The sequence below is a fragment of the Streptomyces sp. NPDC102451 genome, assembly GCF_044765485.1.
In the GTDB taxonomy this organism is placed as follows: Bacteria; Actinomycetota; Actinomycetes; order Streptomycetales; family Streptomycetaceae; genus Streptomyces.
The window spans coordinates 386914-402739 of the sequence record NZ_JBIWKD010000006.1; the positions used below are offsets into that span (position 1 = coordinate 386914).

The window sequence follows — 15826 nt, forward strand, 5'->3', positions numbered from 1 at the left end:
CTCGGGGTGAATTCGGTATCGGTTCGCTTACAGACGGCAACTTCCTTGTCGCTGCGGCAGTCAGTTGTGGCAGAGGAAGAAAGAGAAAAAGACAGACCGACCTTGCTGCGGAGTACTTCCGGGGAGCGCATATGCACATCAGGGGCGACCACGCCGAGCTGCTCGTCGGGGGCCGCCTCGACGTCCGAAGCGCGGCGGACGCCCGTACGGTCCTGCACTCGGCCGTCGACGACGGAGCCGGCGATCTCGTGCTGAACCTGACCGAGCTCGACTCGTGGGACGCCACCGGACTCGGCGTCATCATGGGCGCGCACCGCAGAGCCGGCCGGGCCGGCCGGCGGCTGGTGCTGCGCGGCGTGCCGCCGCAGATGCAGCGCCTGCTGGTGGCGACGAGGCTGCACAGGATCCTGGCCATCGAGGGCGGGATCGCCGCGGACTCCCTGCCACGCGTCTAAGCACGTGTGGTGAAGGTCCGCCTGCCCGGCCGGGGCCGGGCGGAGCGCCCGTGGGCGGCGATACACGCACAATCCTCACGAGAATGTGATGTCGCGGGCCGCGCGGCCCCCCGCCGGTTCGTAGATACTGTGCGAAGGTTTAGGGTTCGGCCGTCTGCCGATCGACGAGACCCACTGGCGGACACCGGACCGGGAGCGACAGCGACAGCGGGGCGTGCGAGGCCGGAGGGGGCAACCGCGCGCTGCGCGTCTGGGGGACTTTGACGATGGACCCGATCAACCGGGGACCGGAAGAGTACGGCCACGGCACCGACCGTTCCGGCGACGACGCCGGGCGGCGGCGGCAGTCCCGCGACCCGCTGACACCCGACCTCGGGCACCAGACACCCCAGCAGTCGCGCACGGTGCAGCTGATATCGGGTGACTTCCTGCTCACCGTCAATCCGGTCGACGGCAGCGAGATCGAGCCCTGCAGGCCGGGGGAACAGCCCGACCCGCCCGTACGGCACACCGCCGCCCAGCGCGTGGAGCGCGAGCGCGCAGCCGCGCCGCCCGTCCCTCCGGGGCCGCCCGCACCGCAGATGCCCCTCCTGGAACGCCAGGAGGAGCGCGAGCGGCTGGTCCGGCTGCTCGCCCGGGGCCGCTCGGTGTGCCTCACCGGACCGGCCGGTTCGGGACGGACGGCACTCCTGGACGCCGTCGCCGCCGACTGCGCGGACCTGGCACCGGACGGCGTCGTACGGCTCTCCGGTTACAAGCGGACCGCCACCGAACTGCTCCACGGACTCTTCGAGGCCGTCTACCGTGCTCCGCTGCACCGCCCCGACCGCGAAGGGCTCCTCGGGCTCGTCCACGGCATCGGCGCCGTCGTCGTCGTCGACGACCTGGAGCTCGGCGGCGCCGCGCTCCAGGAGCTGCTCGACGCCACCCCGGAGTGCGCGTTCCTCCTCGCCGCGACCCCCGACGTCCCCGCCCCCGCGGCCGAGGCGAACCTCGAAGAGGTCTTCCTCACCGGTCTCGACCGCAGCGCCTCCATCGAACTGATGGAACACGTCGTGGAGCGCACGCTCACCGACGAGGAGGCGAACTGGGCGGGAGACCTCTGGTTCGAGTCCGAAGGCCTGCCGCTGCGCTTCGTCCAGGCCGGCGCCCTGCTGCGCCAGCGCGACGACCAGCGCGCCGGTCAGGACGCCTTCGACGCCTACGACGAAGACCCGGCCGACGCCCCCTTCGGCCGGGCCGAGCCCGCCGGCCTCCCGCTGCCCAGCCTCGGTGAGGGCGCCGCACCCGCCGCCCTGCTCGCCTCCCGGCTCAGCGAGGCCGCCCGCGAGACCCTGCGCTTCGCCGTCGCGCTGGGCGGAGAGGTGCCGCACCAGGCGCACCTGCCCGCCCTCGTGGGGGACACCCACGCCGACGCCGCCCTGGGCGAGCTGGCCCTCAGCGGACTGCTCTCCCCGGCCGGACCCCGCTACCGGCTGGCCGCCGGCGTCCTGGCCCAGCTGGAGGCGAGCGGATACGACGAGAGCGCGGACGCGCACGCCCGCAGCGCCGCCCAGCACTACGCCTGGTGGGCGGGGCACCCCTCCGTCACCCCGGAACGCGCGGTCGCCGAGGCGGACGCGCTCCTGGCCTCGATGACCCGCCTCGTCCCCGGCGAGGCGCCGGGACAGGCCAGCGTGGCCGTCCTGCTGGCCCGCAGCGCCGCTCCCGCCTTCGCGGCGGGCATGCAGTGGGGCGCCTGGGAGAAGGCCCTCAGGGCCGGCCAGGAGGCCGCACGGATCGCCGGTGAGGTGGCGGAAGAGGCGTACTTCCACCATGAGTTGGGTGTCCTCGCGCTCTGCTCCGGCCAGCTGGACCGGGCCAGGGCCGAACTGGAGGCGTCCATCGGCATGCGCGGGGCGCTCGCCGACAAGCCCGGCGCGGTCGCCGGACGCCGGGCGCTCGCCCTCGTCGCGGACCGCTCGGGCGAACCGGTGCTCAGCACCCCGGCGGGCGATGAGGTGCCGGCCCCGCGCCACGACGAGTCGGCCTCGCCCCCCGGCGGTGTCCCGGAGGCCAAGCCGCTCTTCCCCCGGCTGACCGACACCTCCGCGACCCTGATCGCCCGTCAGGCCACGCCGCCCCCCGGCCCGCCCGCCGGGCGCATGGGCGTGCTTCGAGGGGCCCGGCGCAATCTCGTCGCGGTGGGTGCGGGCGCGCTGCTGGCGGCCGTGCTCGGCACCGTGGTGACGCTCGGCGCCACCTCGGGGAGCGAGGACCCCGACGGGCAGAACGTCACGACCGAACAGTCCGCGAACGAGGACGACAGCGAGAACGGCCTCCCCGCGGACGAGCCGACCGACGACCCGGCCACCGAGGAGAACGAGGCCGACGACGGCTCCGAGTCCCCCGGACCGTCCGGCACCGCCACCCCCTCCGCGAGCGGCAGCCCGTCCCCCGGCGCCTCCGGCCCCGCCACCAGCCCGGGAGCGAGCACCTCGTCGAGCGGTAGCCCCAGCGACCGGCCGACCCACGGCAGCCCCACGCCGACGAAGAAGCCGACGAAGCCGCCGACCACCCCGCCCGACGCGTCCGAGTCCCCGAGCGGGACGCCGACCGACCCCGAGTCCCCGGAGCCCACCCCGTCGGAGTCGGAGACGACCACGGAACCGTCGATGTCCGACTCCGCGAGCGGCCCGGCGGAGAGCGTCACCGCCTCGACGACCGAGGACGGATCCGTCTCCCCGACGACGGCCTGAGAGCACGAGAACGCCGTACGGCCCGGAATCCAGGACCGTACGGCGTCACGGGGCAACGGCCCCGGGTCAGAACAGTCGCAGCTTGTCGTCCTCGATGCCGCGCATCGCGTCGTAGTCCAGGACCAGGCACCCGATCCCACGGTCCGTCGCCAGCACCCGGGCCTGCGGCTTGATCTCCTGCGCCGCGAACACGCCCCGCACCGGCGCCAGATGCGGATCGCGGTTGAGCAGCTCCAGATAACGCGTCAGCTGCTCCACCCCGTCGATGTCGCCCCGCCGCTTCAGCTCCACGGCCACCGTCGCGCCGTCCGCGTCCCGGCACAGGATGTCGACCGGGCCGATCGCGGTCGGGTACTCCCGGCGGATCAGGGTGTAGCCCTCGCCGATCGTCTCGATGCGGTCGGCGAGCAGCTCCTGGAGGTGCGCCTCCACACCGTCCTTGATGAGCCCTGGGTCGACGCCCAGCTCATGCGACGAATCGTGGAGGATCTCCTCCATCGTGATGATCAGTTTCTCGCCCGCTTTGTTCACCACGGTCCAGACGCCCTCGCTGTCGTCGGCGCCCTCCTTCAGGGTGCACGGCGGGGACATCCAGTTGAGAGGTTTGTACGCCCGGTCGTCGGCGTGGATCGAGACGCTGCCGTCCGCCTTCACCAGGATCAGACGGGGGGCGGAGGGCAGGTGGGCAGTGAGCCGGCCCGCATAGTCGACGGAGCAACGGGCGATGACGAGACGCATGGTCGGCAACGCTACTCGACGACCCCTGGTCGACGCGATTCCCGGACGCCCCCGGCGCACCTCCCGCCCCGGACCGATCTGGCTTGCCCCTCTTTGCGACCGTTCGTTATTGGCCGGTTGTGTTCCCAATCTCCTGGTGCGGCCCGGACTGCGCCCTTACCGTGGAAGCAGGAGGTCGTCGTCTGTGTACGCAGCGTCGCCACCCTGCCCTGCCCGTAAGGCCCCGGCCACCTGTCGGGGTCGCGAGAGGAGAACCCATGTCGCTCGACGTCTCACCGGCGCTGTTGGAACAGGCCGAGCGAGGCGAGGTCGACGAAGCCGACTTCGTCGACTGCGTCCGGACCTCCCTGCCCTACGCATGGGAGATGATCAGCTCCCTGGTGGCCCAGCTGAAGGTGGACGGCGGAGAATTCGCCGACAACCAGACGCCCCCGCCGGACGAGCAGGCACGTGGTCAGCTGCTGCGTGCGCTCGCGAGTGATGCGATACGCGGCGCGCTGCAGCGGCACTTCGGAGTGCGCCTGGCATTCCAGAACTGCCACCGCGTCGCGGTGTTCCCGCTGGACGCCTCGGTCGACGACCGGCTGGCCAAATTCACCTCGGTGAGGGGCCAGCTGCTCAACCAGTCGCCCGAACTACGGGACTGCTGAACGCTTCTGCTGCCGCTTCGGGCCGCGGGAGGTGCAACTGGCTCCGGGGCGGCAGCTCCCGCACCACCGCACCACCAGGACTACCAGCGTGAACGCGTCACTCCAGCAGCGGCAGCACTTCCGTGCCCAGCCGCTCCACATTCGTCTCCGTCGACGCGAGATCACCCGACCCCTCGACCATGAGGGCGAAGCGGGTGATGCCCGTGCGCTCCGCCGTGGCCGCGAGCCGGTCCGCGGCGAAGCGGGGCGGACCCACCGGATGCAGGCCGCACAGGAACTCCGTGTACGCGACGGGATCCCGCATCACCCGGTGCCGGCCGTCGACCGTCACATGGGCGTCGAGCCCCTGCCGCAGCCAGCCCGGCATGGCCTTCACGAGCGTCTCCACGGCGTCGGCCGGACGGTCGGCGATCTGAGCCACCCCTGCGGACACATGTGCTACACGCTCCGAGACCTCCGCCGGCTGACCGGCCTCCCGGGCCGCCGATCGCCACAGAGCGACCATGTCGGCCTTCTCCTCGTCGCCGCAATGCATCCCGAGGAGCATCGGCAAACCCTTTTCAGCGGCGAGTTTCACGCTTTTCGGCGACGTGCAGGCGACGATCACCTCGGGGCCCGGCGGACCGTCCCCGAGGAGCTCGTCGGCGCGGGGCACCACGGCCACCTCACGGAAGCCGTAACGCTCCCCGCTGCCCGCCACCCGGGGCTTGTCCAGCCAGTCGAGCAGCAGCTCCAGCGCCTCGGGGAAGCCCCGCTCGTACGCCTCGAGTCCGCCTCCGAACACCTCCAGGTCGACCCAGGGGCCGCCACGCCCCACCCCGAGGGAGAAGCGCCCGCCGCTGGTCAGGTGCAGCAGCACTGCCTGTTCGCCGAGCGCGACCGGGTGCTGGTTCGGCAGCACGCTGACCGCCGTGCCCACGCGGATCCTGCGGGTGCGGCCGAGCAGCAGCGCGGCCAGTGTCGTGGCGGACGGGCACACCCCGTACGGCACGAAATGATGCTCCGCCAGCCAGACGGAATCGAGCCCGGACTCCTCCGCCACCTCCGCGGAGCGGACGGCCCGGTGCAGGGCCTCACCCTGTCCCTGGCCCGGAAACTGAGCTGCCAGTACGAACGTTCCTACGCGCATCGCCTTCTGCCTCCTTACGGCCGACGCGGCTGTCCCCCTCACTGGCAACAACGTCTGACACGTGCCAAAGGCACGGTCCACGGCGAAGTTGTTGCGATTTTCCGGTAACCCACCCGCCCCGCACATGCTCACCAGCCACTCCCGACACAGTCCGGGGGCCGGTGGCTCTAGGCTGGACGGAACAATCCGCCCGTGCCCGCCCCGTGAGGTGTCCCGTGTCCCCGCGCCGTAACCGCCCCCGAGGCGGCGAGAGTCCTGCCGGCAACGACCGAGGGCCGGGGGAGCGGTACGGCGGGGGCGGCGCCACGGAGAGCTGGCAGGGCGAGGAGTGGTCGGTGCGCCCGGTGAGCGGCGCGAGCGCGGCGGGCAAGCGCTACCGCTGCCCCGGCTGCGACCAGGAGATCCCGTCCGGGGTGCCGCACCTCGTCGCCTGGCCCGAGTTCGGCGGGATCGACGACCGCAGGCACTGGCACAAGGCCTGCTGGAACGCGAAGGACCGCCGCACCACACGGGTGCAGCGGTCCAGGAACGCCCCGCGCTACTGAGAAGGCCTCCGGGTCAGACGTCCCGCCGGTCCAGCGACAGGAGGGCGCCGGCCATGGCCACCGCGGTCACCCCGAGGATGATGAACAGCGGCTCCCAGCCGGTCGGGCCCGACGCGGTCACCGACACGTCGTACATCGCCCCGAGCTGGTTGGGGATCGAGTACTCGAACAGCGCCTGCTGCACCCGGGCCAGCGTCGGCGAGAACATGAACATCGCCAGCACGAGCGGGAGCAGCACCAGCGCGATCATGATCGTGATGGCACCGGCCGAGTGCCGGATGATCGCCCCGAGCGCGAGCGAGAGCAGCCCGAGCGTCGCGACGTAGAGGCCGATCCCCACCGTGGAGCGCACCCAGAAGCCGGTGTCGGGCGTCGCGCCGTCCAGCAGGGCCGTCTGCAGCACGCCGACGATCCCGGTGGTCACCGTGGTGATCGTGAAGGCGAGCAGGAAGAAGACGATCGACTTCGCGCACAGGATCCGGGCCCGGCTCGGGCACGCGGTCAGCGTTGTACGGATCATCCCGGTGCCGTACTCGGACGCGATGGTCAGCACGCCGAGGGTGATCACACAGATCGACCCGAGCAGGACGCCGAAGAATCCGAGGCTGAGCACGGGCGTCTCGTCCATGGGGGAGTCCGACAGGCTCACGGCGAGCGCGGTGAGCAGCCCGACGCCGATCAGGAGCACGATCATCACGCCGAGCGTCCACATCGTGGAGCGCACGGAGCGGATCTTCGTCCACTCGGAGGCGATCGCGTCACCGAGGCCGGGGGTGCGCACGGGGATCGGAGAGGAGTACAGGCCGGGTGCGCCGTCCCAGCCCTGCTGCTGCGGCGGCTGGGGGGCCGGGTGCGCCTGCGGGGGCGGCGGCATCGTCATCGGGGGTCCTCGCTGCTCTTGCGTGCGGCCGGGTCCGCGGCGGGCGCGGGCGCGGCGTACGGGTTCTGTCCCGGGGGCGGCGGGGCGTACCAGCCCTGCTGCGGGACCTCCGGGGGAGGCTCGGGTGCGTACCCGGGCTGCCCGTAGCCCTCGTGACCGGGCTGTCCGTAGCCCGGCGGGGGCGGCTGGAGCCCTTCCTTGGCGTCCGCCGTCGAGCGGTAGTCCACGGCGGACTGCGTCATCCGCATGTACGCCTCCTCCAGCGACGCCTGGTGCGGCGAGAGCTCCCAGAGCCGGACGTCCGACGCGTGGGCCAGATCGCTGATGCGGGGCAGCGGCAGCCCGGTGACGCGCAGCGCGCCGTCCGGCTCCGTCATCACCCCGGCGCCCGCCTCCGTGAGTGAGGCCGTCAGCTTCTCCCGCTCCTCCGGCGGGCCCGCCGCGACCCGGACCCGCGCGAAGTCGGCGGAGTTGGCGGAGATGAACTCCTTGATGCTCATGTCGGAGAGCAGCTGCCCGCGCCCGATCACGATCAGATGATCGGCGGTGACCGCCATCTCGCTCATCAGATGGCTGGAGACGAAGACCGTGCGGCCCTCGGACGCCAGCTGCTTCATCAGGTTGCGGACCCAGAGGATGCCCTCGGGGTCGAGCCCGTTGACCGGCTCGTCGAAGAGCAGCACCTGCGGGTCGCCGAGCAGCGCCGCCGCGATCCCGAGCCGCTGGCCCATGCCCAGGGAGTAGCCCTTGGACCGCTTCTTCGCGACGTCCTGCAGCCCGACGACGCCGAGGACCTCGTCCACCCGGGCCGCCGGGATACCCGCCAGCTGGGCCAGGCACAGCAGGTGGTTACGGGCGCTGCGCCCGCCGTGCACGGCCTTGGCGTCGAGCAGCGCCCCGACCTGGCGGGGGGCGTTGGGAAGGCTGCGGAAGGCGTGGCCGCCGATCGTCACGTGTCCGGACGTCGGCCGGTCCAGGCCGAGCATCATGCGCATGGTGGTGGACTTGCCCGACCCGTTGGGACCGAGGAACCCCGTGACGGCGCCCGGCCGCACCTGGAAGGAAAGGTTGTGCACGGCCGTCTTCGCGCCGTAGCGCTTGGTCAGGCCGACTGCCTCGATCATTCTCCAGCCCCATCGACGTATCTGTCGTCGGGGCCCAGGCCTGTGGCCGCACGCCCCCGTCAAGAGTTAGGAGGATAACCAGCCGCGGGCGGTTCCGGCCAAGCCGTCACGCGGAGCGTCCGCGTCCCGGGTGCCGGTCAGGCGTCCCGCTTCTTCAGTACGAGGTAGCCGCCGGCCAGCGCCGCGACCACCCAGAGCGCCATGATCCCGAGCCCGGCCCACGGCCCGTACGGCGCCGGGTCGCTGTTCATGGCGTCCGGAACCACCTGCATGATCTTGGATCCGGCCTGGTCGGGGAAGTAGCGAGCCACGCTCTTGGCACCCGGGACCGCCGACAGGATCTGCGAGACGAGGAAGAAGAACGGCATCAGGATGCCGAGCGACAGCATCGAGCTGCGCAGCATCGTGGCGACGCCCATGGAGAAGACAGCGATCAGGCCCATGTAGATGCCGCCGCCGAAGACCGCGCGCAGCACGTTCTCCGCGCCGAGGTCGGTGCCGCGGTCGCCGAGCAGGGCCTGGCCGAGGAAGAAGGTCACGAAGCTGGTGGCCAGGCCGACCACCAGCGCCAGGACGCCCGCCACCGCGATCTTGCTGAAGAGGAACGATCCGCGCTGCGGCACGGCGGAGAGCGAGGTGCGGATCATGCCGGAGCTGTACTCCGTGCCCACCACCAGGACCCCGAAGACGACCATCGCCAGCTGCCCCAGGACCATTCCGGAGAAGCTCACATAGGTCGGGTCGAAGGTGGCCTGCTCGGCGGTGGACAGGTCGTCGAACTGGCTGTTCAGCAGGGCGCTCAGGGCGGCGCCCATGGCGACGGTGACGACGAACGCGCAGATCAGCGTCCAGGTGGTCGACGAGACCGTACGGATCTTGGTCCACTCGGAATTCAGGACCGCGGGTACCGATGCCATGCCGTCACACCCCCTTCGTGGGGTCGCCGGCCGCGGAGCCGCCGGTCCGCTGCTGGTTCCACTGCTCGCCCCAGTGCGGTCCCACCGGCGGAGGCTGGGCACCGTCGCGTTCGGAGTGGGCGTGGTACTCCACGGAGCCCGCGGTCATCTGCATGAAGGCCTCTTCCAGGGACGCGCGCTGGGCGCTGAGCTCGTGCAGCACGATTCCGTGCCGGCCGGCGAGCTCACCGAGCCGCTCCGGGGCCTCAGCGTCGATCTCCAGCGTGCCGTTGCCCGACTCGACCGCGACGACGCCCTCCGCGTGCAGCAGATCGCGCAGGCGCTCCTGTTCCGGAGAGCGCATCCGTACGAAACTGCGGGAGTTCTCGTGGATGAAGTCGGCCATCGAGGTGTCCGCCAGCAGCTTGCCCTGACCGATGACGATCAAGTGGTCGGCGGTCAGAGCCATTTCACTCATCAGGTGCGAGGAGACGAAGATCGTCCGGCCCTCCGCGGCGAGGGCCTTCATCAGATTCCTGATCCAGTGGATGCCCTCGGGGTCCAGGCCGTTGACGGGTTCGTCGAACATCAGGATCTCGGGGTCGCCGAGCAGCGCCGCCGCGATGCCCAGCCGCTGGCCCATGCCGAGGGAGAAGCCCTTGGACTTCTTCCTCGCCACCGCGGTCAGGCCGACCGTGTCCAGGACGTGGGAGACCCGGCTCGCCGGGATGCGGTTGCTCTGGGCGAGACACAGGAGGTTGTTGTACGCGCTGCGCCCGCCGTGCATCGACTTGGCGTCCAGCAGCGCCCCGATGTGCTTGAGCGGCTCCTGGAGGTCGCGGTAGTGCCGGCCGTCGATCCGGACGCTGCCGCTGGTCGGGTTGTCGAGGTCGAGCATCATGCGCATGGTCGTGGACTTGCCCGCCCCGTTCGGGCCGAGGAACCCCGTCACCATTCCCGGCCTGACCCGGCATGACAGATGGTCGACGGCAACCTTGTTGCCGAAGCGTTTGGTGAGGCCGTCGAGCTCGATCATGCGTTCACGCTAGAACGGCCGCGCGCCCGGCGCCACCACAAAGGCGGAACCGGGCGCGCAAAGGGGTACAGCTGACGTAGGGCCCTTGCTCAGCGGGTCTGCTGGGCGGGGACACCACGGGTGGCGGAGTCGTCCTCCGCCGGGGAGCCGGCGGCGGCGACCGCGGCACCCGTCAGCGTCGCCAGCATCTCGCGGACGTTGGTCAGCTGGGCGTTGATCGAGTCGCGGCGGTTGGTGAGCGCCGCCAGCTCGCGCTCCGACTCGCTGCGGATCCGGTCGGCCTTGGCGTTGGCGTCGGCCACGATGTCCTCGGCCTGACGCTGAGCCGTCTCCACCGTCTGACGGGCCCGGCGCTCGGCGTCCGTACGGAGCTTCTCGGCCTCCAGGCGGAGCTGCTCGGCGCGGTGCTCGATCTCGGCCAGGCGCTTCTCGGCCTTCGCCTGACGGGACGCGAGGTCGCGCTCCGACTGCTCGCGGCGCTTGGCGAGGTTCGTCTCGAAGTCCGCGGCGGCCTGGGCGGCCTTGGCGCGGGTCTCCTCGAAGAGGGCGTCCGCCTCCTCGCGCTTCTGCTGGGCGTCCTTCTGGGCGTCGGTGCGCAGCGTGCCCGCCTCGCCCTTGGCCTTCTCGACGATACGGACGCCTTCGTCCTCGGCCTTCGCCTTGCGCTCCGCGGCGAACGTCTCCGCGTCGTTGCGCACCTGCTGGGCGGCCGACTCGGCCAGCTCGCGGTGCTGCTCGGCCGCGCGGCGGGCCTCCTCACGCAGGTCCTTCGCCTCCTCCTCGGCGAGGCGGAGGATCTTCTCGACACGGGCACCGAGCCCGGCGTACGACGGCTCGGCGTCGTTGACCTGGGCCTGGGCGTTCTGCGTTTCGAGGTGGAGTTCCTCGATGCGCTTCTCCAGAGAGGTGATACGGGCGAGAGCGCTGTCACGGTCGGCGACGAGTTTGGTAATGCGGTCGTCCACCTGACCGCGGTCGTATCCACGTCGCACGAGCTCGAAGCCGAAGGGGGAGGAAGGGTCGCTCATGGGGTTCCTGTCGAATGAGACCGGTGAGGTGTTAGAGGGAATCCTAGGGGCCGGAGCGGCGTGTCAACGTGAAGATGCCGCTTTGGTATGGAGAATGACACCCCTTTTGAGTGGCTGACCCCCGGAGCGCTTGCGACCCGAAGGTTTGAATGTTCATGGCGAAGGTGTGCGGTCACCCGTCCGACGCCTTGCCCCCCGACCGGTTACCCGCCGCCGCACCGGCCTTGACGCCCCCGGCACCGCCGCCCGAGGCCTTACCCGTACCGCCCGGAGCCTCGAAAGACTCCAACGCCTCCAGGACGTCCTGGACACGGGAGATCTCCGTATTGATGTCCTCGCGCCTGCGGACCAGCAGGTCCAGCTCCCGGCGGCCCTCGTCGACGATCTGCTTCGCCTCGGCCTCGGCGTCCGCGCGCAGCTTCTCGGCCACCCGGGTCAGCTCGGCCTTCTTGGTCTCGGCCTCCTTGAGGAGCGACTCGGCACGCTTCACGGCGGCGATACGGACCTTGCTCGCCTCCGAATTCGCGTCCGAAAGCAGCTCCTTGGCCTTCGCCTCGGCCTCGGCCCGCTGTTCCGTCGCCGCCTTCATCAGCTTGTCGACGCGCTCGCCCGCCGTCTTCATCTGCTCGGAGGTCTCGCGCCGGGCGCGCTCGTGCAGCTCCTCGATCTCGCTCTCGATCCGGGCCCTGAGCTCCTCCGCCCGCTCCCGGGTGGCGGTGGCGTCCCGGCGGGCGCCGACGAGCAGCTCGTCCGCGTCCGTACGGGCCCGCTCCACCAGGGAGTTGCCCTCGACCGTCGCCTCCGAGGTGATCCGCACGGCCTCGTTGCGCGCGGCGCCGACCATGCTGTCGGCCTGCTGCTCGGCCTCGGTGGCGGCGCGCAGCGCCTCCTCCTGGGCCTTCGCCACGAGCTGGTCGGCCTGTTCGGCCGCGTCGGCACGGCGCTTCGCCGCGGCCTCGCGCGCCTCGTCCAGCAGCCGGTCCGCCTCCTGGCGGGCCTCCGCGCGCAGCTGCTCCGCGGCGGACTCGGCGTCGGCGCGCAGCCGCTCCGACTCCTCACGGGTGCGGGCCGCGTGCTCCTGGGCCGACCCGACGGTCTGCGCCGCCTCCGCGCGCAGCCGCTCAGCCTCGTCGGTCGCCTCTCCGACGAACCGCTCCGACTGCTCGGTGGCCTCGGTGCGGATCCGCTCGCTCTCGCTCGTCGCCTCGGCCATGAGCCGGTCGGCCTGGGCCGCCGCCTCGGAACGGATCCGGTTGGCGTCCTCCCGGGCCTCGCCGCGGGCGCGCGAGGCGTCCTGCTCCGCCGAAGCCAGGGCGTCCGACGCCTCCGTACGGACCCGCTGGCTGTACTCCGAGGTGTCCGAGCGCAGCTTCTCCGACTCGGTGATCGCCTCGGAGACGGTCCGCTCGGCCAGCGTCTTGGCGGCCTCGGCCTCCTCGTGGGCGACCTGGCGGACGCGGTTGGCGTCCTCGGTGGCCCGCTCGCGCTCGGCGTAGGCGTCGGACCTGACGCGGTCCGCCTCCTCCTGTGCCTCGGTCCTCGTCCGCTCCGCCGAGTGCTCGGCGGCGGAACGCAGACCGGCGACCTCCTCCTCGGCCTGCTCCTGCAGCCCGGCCACGGAGTCCCGCACCTGCTGGGCGGTCTGCTCGGCGGCGGAGACCAGCTCGGAAGCCCGGCTCTCCGCCTCCCCGACCAGCCGCTGCGCCTCGGCCTGGGCCTCCTCGACCCGCTTGCGGGCGGAGGCGAGGAGCTCCTCGCTCTGCTCGCGGGCGCGCTCGCGCTCCTGCTCGGCCTCCGCACGCGCCGAGCCGAGAGCCTCCTCGGCGGCACGGCGGCGGCGGTTGGCCTCCTCCTGCGCGGCGGCCAGGGCCTCGGCCGCCTCAGCACCGACCCGCTCGGCGGCGGCAGCCGCCTCGGAGCGGACCCGGTCGGCGCTCTCCTGCGCCTCGGTCTTCAGCCGCTCCGCCTCGGCCGCGGCCTCGCTGCGCAGCCGTACGGCCACGGTCTCGCCCTCGGCGCGTGACTGCGCGGCGTCGGCGGCGGCCTCGGTGCGCAGGCCCTCGGCCTCCGTCGTGGCCTGCTCCTGGAGCGTCCGGATCCGCTCGGCGGCCTCCGTGCGCAGCCGCTCGGACTCCTCGCTCGTCTCCCGGCGGATCCGCTCCGCCTCCGTACGCGCCTCGCCGAGCGCCTCCTCCGCTGCGGTGACCCGGGACTCGGCCTCGGTGTGCAGCCGGGTGAGCTCCTCGGCGGCCTCCGCCTTGCGGGCCTCGACCCCGCGCTCGGTCTCCTCGCGCAGTGCCTCGGCCGCCTCTTCCGCGGCCGTGGTCAGGGCGGTGGCCTGCTCCTCGGCCTCCACGCGGACCTTCTCGGCCTCGGCGCGGCTGCGTTCCAGCGCTTCCTCGGCCTGCTTGCGCAGGGTGGCGGCACGCTCGGCCGCCTCGGTCCTGACGCGCTCGCTCTCGGTGCCGGCGGAGGTCCGCAGCTCCTCGGCGTCGGCCTTGGCCTTGGTGAGCAGGTCCTCGGCGGTGCGGGCACCCTCCTCGAGCTGCTGGACGGCCTCGCGGCGGGCCTCGCCACGGATCCGCTCGCCCTCGGCCACGGCCTCGGAGCGCAGCTGCTCGGCCTCGCCGCGGAGCCGGCGGGCCTCCTCCTGCAGCTCGACGGTCTTGGCCCGGTACTCCTTGGTGTCGTCCTTGGCCGCGCCCTTGAGCTGGTCGGCCTGTTCGGCGGCCTCGCCGCGCAGCCGGTCCGCCTCGGCCTCGGCCTCACGGCGGATCCGGTCGGCCTCCTCGCCGGCGGCCCTGGTGGTCGACCTGGCGTCGTCGGAGGCCTTGGTCAGGACCTCCTCGGCGCTCCGGGCCGCCTTCGCGAGCTGGGCCGCGGCGTCCTCGGCGGCCAGGGTGCGGGCCTTCTCGGCGGCCTCGGCGACCACCCGCTCGGCCTCGGCCCGGGCGTCGACGAGCGCCTGCTCGGCCTCCTCCTTGAGCGCCTCGGCCTGCTTCGTGGCCTCGCCGACCAGACGGGCGATCTCGGACTTGGCCGTACGGGTGCGCTGCTCGTTCTGCGACTCGGCGCCGGCCAGCCGCTTGACCGCGGCCTCCTTCGCCTCGGCGAGGACCTTCTCCGCCTCCAGCCGGGCCTCGCGCAGCCGGGTCTCGGCCTCCTGCATGCGCTGCTCGGCGGTGCGGTTCAGCTCCGCGGTCTGCTGCCGGGTCTGCTCGGTCTCGGCGGTGGCCGTCGAGCGCAGCTGCTCCGCGTGACTGGTCGCCTCCTGGGCCTGCGTGGAGGCGGCGTCGATCAGCCGCTCGGCGTCCCTGCGGGCCCGCAGCAGCGTGCTCTCCGCCTCGGCACGGGCCGACTCCGCCTCGGAGTTGACGCGACGGCGGGTCTCGTCGGCGAGCCGGGCGGACTCGGCGCGGGCGGCCGCCAGCGACTGCTCGGCCTCGGTACGCGACTCGTCCAGCAGACGGCGTGCCTGGGACTCGGTCCTGGCCCGCAACTGCTCGGCCCAGGCGACGTTCTCGTTGACGTGGGACTCGACGGTCTGCCGGCGCTCCGCCAGCTCCTGGTCGAGCCGCTGACGCCGCTGCACGGCCTCGGCGTGCAACTCGGCCTGCAGCCGCGCCTGGTGCTCCGCGTGCTCCTGCAGGATCCGCTGCGTCTGCGCCCTGGCCTCGCGCAGCTCGCGCTCGGCGTCGGTACGCAGCTGGTCGGCCTGGATCTGGGCATTACGGAGCATCTGTTCGGCCTGGTAGCCGACGTCCGCGCTGTCGTGTGCGGGACGGGTCGCCAGACTGCGCCGTGCCTCGTGCAGCTTGGCGCGCAAGACCTCGACCTGGTAACCGAGGTCCTCGGCGTGCTGGACGGCCTTCTCCCGGTCGGTCTTCAGCCGGTCCATCTCGGCTTCGAACCGCGAGAGATGGTCGTCGTCAGCTCGGTGGCTCTGCTGGCTCTCGTAGCCCCGCACTGCGCGGTCCCATCCTTCCCCGAGCTCTCAACTCTGTTCGAGCGGGGAGACCCCAACCCTGTCGCAACTCTCCGTGCGAGTACCGCTCGCAGGCGAGCGGTCCCCCGGGGAATGGTGACAGATCAACGGCAGGGACGCGGCGCGGCCCCGACCCGGCCCCGGCCCGGAACCGCCCACTCTACCGGGCCGGGTATCGGTCGGGTCAGTGCTCCGTCGCCGAGGTGACAAGTTCGGTCAGCACCCCGTGGCAGTCCTTGGGGTGGAGGAAGGTGATCCGGGAGCCCATCGATCCGGTCCTGGGCTCGTCGTACAGCACCCGCACGCCCTTCCCGCGGATGTCCGCGGCGTCCGCGTCGACGTCCGCGGTACCGAACGCGATGTGGTGCACGCCCTCACCATTCTTTGCCAGCCACTTGCCCACGGCGGAGTCCTCGCGGGTCGGCTCCAGCAGCTGGAGGTACGAAGCACCGCCGTCCGAGGTGTCGTTGATCTTGAGCATGGCCTCCCGGACGCCCTGCTCCTCGTTGATCTCGGAGTGGTACACCTCGAATCCGTAGGTCGCGCGATAGAACTCCACCGTCTTGTCGAGGTCGAAACAGGCGATTCCGATGTGGTCGATTCGCGTCAGCATGGAACCAGT

13 protein-coding genes are annotated in these 15826 nt (G+C 72.0%); 4 read left to right on the plus strand and 9 right to left on the minus strand.

Going from position 1 to position 15826, the window contains the following annotated elements:
• The first annotated feature begins 131 nt into the window (after positions 1–131).
• Both ACIRD8_RS17290 and ACIRD8_RS17295 read left to right on the plus strand, forming a co-directional pair.
• Entirely contained in the window at positions 132–455 is a 324-nt protein-coding gene (locus tag ACIRD8_RS17290; RefSeq protein WP_403785399.1) for an STAS domain-containing protein, read from the plus strand.
• A gap of 266 nt (positions 456–721) precedes the next feature.
• Entirely contained in the window at positions 722–3193 is a 2472-nt protein-coding gene (locus tag ACIRD8_RS17295) for an ATP-binding protein (protein ID WP_403991593.1), read from the plus strand.
• Positions 3194–3259: 66 nt separating this feature from the next.
• Here ACIRD8_RS17295 and nucS read toward each other — a convergent pair whose 3' ends face one another.
• A complete protein-coding gene (nucS, locus tag ACIRD8_RS17300) occupies positions 3260–3931 on the minus strand; it encodes an endonuclease NucS (RefSeq protein ID WP_104789156.1) in 672 nt (223 codons plus the stop codon).
• A 257-nt stretch (positions 3932–4188) separates the two neighbouring features.
• Between nucS and ACIRD8_RS17305 the strand changes: the two genes are divergently transcribed.
• Entirely contained in the window at positions 4189–4581 is a 393-nt protein-coding gene (locus ACIRD8_RS17305; protein ID WP_403991596.1) for an SCO5389 family protein, read from the plus strand.
• A gap of 97 nt (positions 4582–4678) precedes the next feature.
• Here ACIRD8_RS17305 and ACIRD8_RS17310 read toward each other — a convergent pair whose 3' ends face one another.
• Positions 4679–5710 (minus strand): LLM class flavin-dependent oxidoreductase, encoded by a 1032-nt coding sequence (locus ACIRD8_RS17310; RefSeq protein ID WP_403991599.1) that lies wholly within the window; start codon positions 5708–5710, stop codon positions 4679–4681.
• A gap of 215 nt (positions 5711–5925) precedes the next feature.
• Here ACIRD8_RS17310 and ACIRD8_RS17315 point away from each other — a divergent pair, with 215 nt between their 5' ends.
• On the plus strand, positions 5926–6255 hold the full coding sequence (locus ACIRD8_RS17315; protein ID WP_403991603.1) for an ATP/GTP-binding protein: 330 nt from the start codon (positions 5926–5928) through the stop codon (positions 6253–6255).
• A gap of 13 nt (positions 6256–6268) precedes the next feature.
• Here ACIRD8_RS17315 and ACIRD8_RS17320 read toward each other — a convergent pair whose 3' ends face one another.
• The 7 genes from ACIRD8_RS17320 to mce form a co-directional block, all read right to left on the minus strand.
• The gene (locus tag ACIRD8_RS17320) at positions 6269–7135 is read right to left on the minus strand and encodes an ABC transporter permease subunit (RefSeq protein ID WP_403991606.1); all 867 of its coding nucleotides are present in this window, start codon (positions 7133–7135) and stop codon (positions 6269–6271) included.
• Entirely contained in the window at positions 7132–8259 is a 1128-nt protein-coding gene (locus tag ACIRD8_RS17325; protein ID WP_403991609.1) for an ABC transporter ATP-binding protein, read from the minus strand. Before ACIRD8_RS17325 ends, ACIRD8_RS17320 begins: the two co-directional genes overlap by 4 nt.
• A 137-nt stretch (positions 8260–8396) precedes the next feature.
• Complete coding sequence (locus ACIRD8_RS17330) at positions 8397–9176, minus strand: ABC transporter permease subunit (protein WP_403991612.1); 780 nt, start codon at positions 9174–9176, stop codon at positions 8397–8399.
• Positions 9177–9180: 4 nt separating this feature from the next.
• Positions 9181–10191, minus strand: coding sequence for an ABC transporter ATP-binding protein (locus tag ACIRD8_RS17335; RefSeq protein ID WP_403991615.1), 1011 nt, complete (start codon positions 10189–10191; stop codon positions 9181–9183).
• Positions 10192–10280: 89 nt separating this feature from the next.
• Positions 10281–11219 (minus strand): cellulose-binding protein, encoded by a 939-nt coding sequence (locus ACIRD8_RS17340; protein WP_403991618.1) that lies wholly within the window; start codon positions 11217–11219, stop codon positions 10281–10283.
• 172 nt (positions 11220–11391) lie between these two features.
• Positions 11392–15186: a polarized growth protein Scy gene (gene scy, locus ACIRD8_RS17345; protein WP_403991620.1), complete on the minus strand. Its 3795-nt coding sequence runs from the start codon at positions 15184–15186 to the stop codon at positions 11392–11394.
• A 202-nt stretch (positions 15187–15388) separates the two neighbouring features.
• Entirely contained in the window at positions 15389–15817 is a 429-nt protein-coding gene (mce, locus tag ACIRD8_RS17350) for a methylmalonyl-CoA epimerase (protein WP_403991623.1), read from the minus strand.
• Positions 15818–15826: the final 9 nt, after the last annotated feature.

Excerpts from the sequence above, each read along its gene's own strand:
- ACIRD8_RS17340 (WP_403991618.1), bottom strand. The coding sequence starts at position 11,219 with ATGAGCGACCCTTCCTCCCCCTTCGGCTTCGAGCTCGTGCGACGTGGA.
- ACIRD8_RS17320 (WP_403991606.1), bottom strand. The coding sequence starts at position 7,135 with ATGACGATGCCGCCGCCCCCGCAGGCGCACCCGGCCCCCCAGCCGCCG.
- ACIRD8_RS17330 (WP_403991612.1), bottom strand. The coding sequence starts at position 9,176 with ATGGCATCGGTACCCGCGGTCCTGAATTCCGAGTGGACCAAGATCCGT.
- ACIRD8_RS17335 (WP_403991615.1), bottom strand. The coding sequence starts at position 10,191 with ATGATCGAGCTCGACGGCCTCACCAAACGCTTCGGCAACAAGGTTGCC.
- ACIRD8_RS17310 (WP_403991599.1), bottom strand. The coding sequence starts at position 5,710 with ATGCGCGTAGGAACGTTCGTACTGGCAGCTCAGTTTCCGGGCCAGGGA.
- ACIRD8_RS17305 (WP_403991596.1), top strand. The coding sequence starts at position 4,189 with ATGTCGCTCGACGTCTCACCGGCGCTGTTGGAACAGGCCGAGCGAGGC.
- nucS (WP_104789156.1), bottom strand. The coding sequence starts at position 3,931 with ATGCGTCTCGTCATCGCCCGTTGCTCCGTCGACTATGCGGGCCGGCTC.
- mce (WP_403991623.1), bottom strand. The coding sequence starts at position 15,817 with ATGCTGACGCGAATCGACCACATCGGAATCGCCTGTTTCGACCTCGAC.
- ACIRD8_RS17325 (WP_403991609.1), bottom strand. The coding sequence starts at position 8,259 with ATGATCGAGGCAGTCGGCCTGACCAAGCGCTACGGCGCGAAGACGGCC.
- ACIRD8_RS17290 (WP_403785399.1), top strand. The coding sequence starts at position 132 with ATGCACATCAGGGGCGACCACGCCGAGCTGCTCGTCGGGGGCCGCCTC.
- ACIRD8_RS17295 (WP_403991593.1), top strand. The coding sequence starts at position 722 with ATGGACCCGATCAACCGGGGACCGGAAGAGTACGGCCACGGCACCGAC.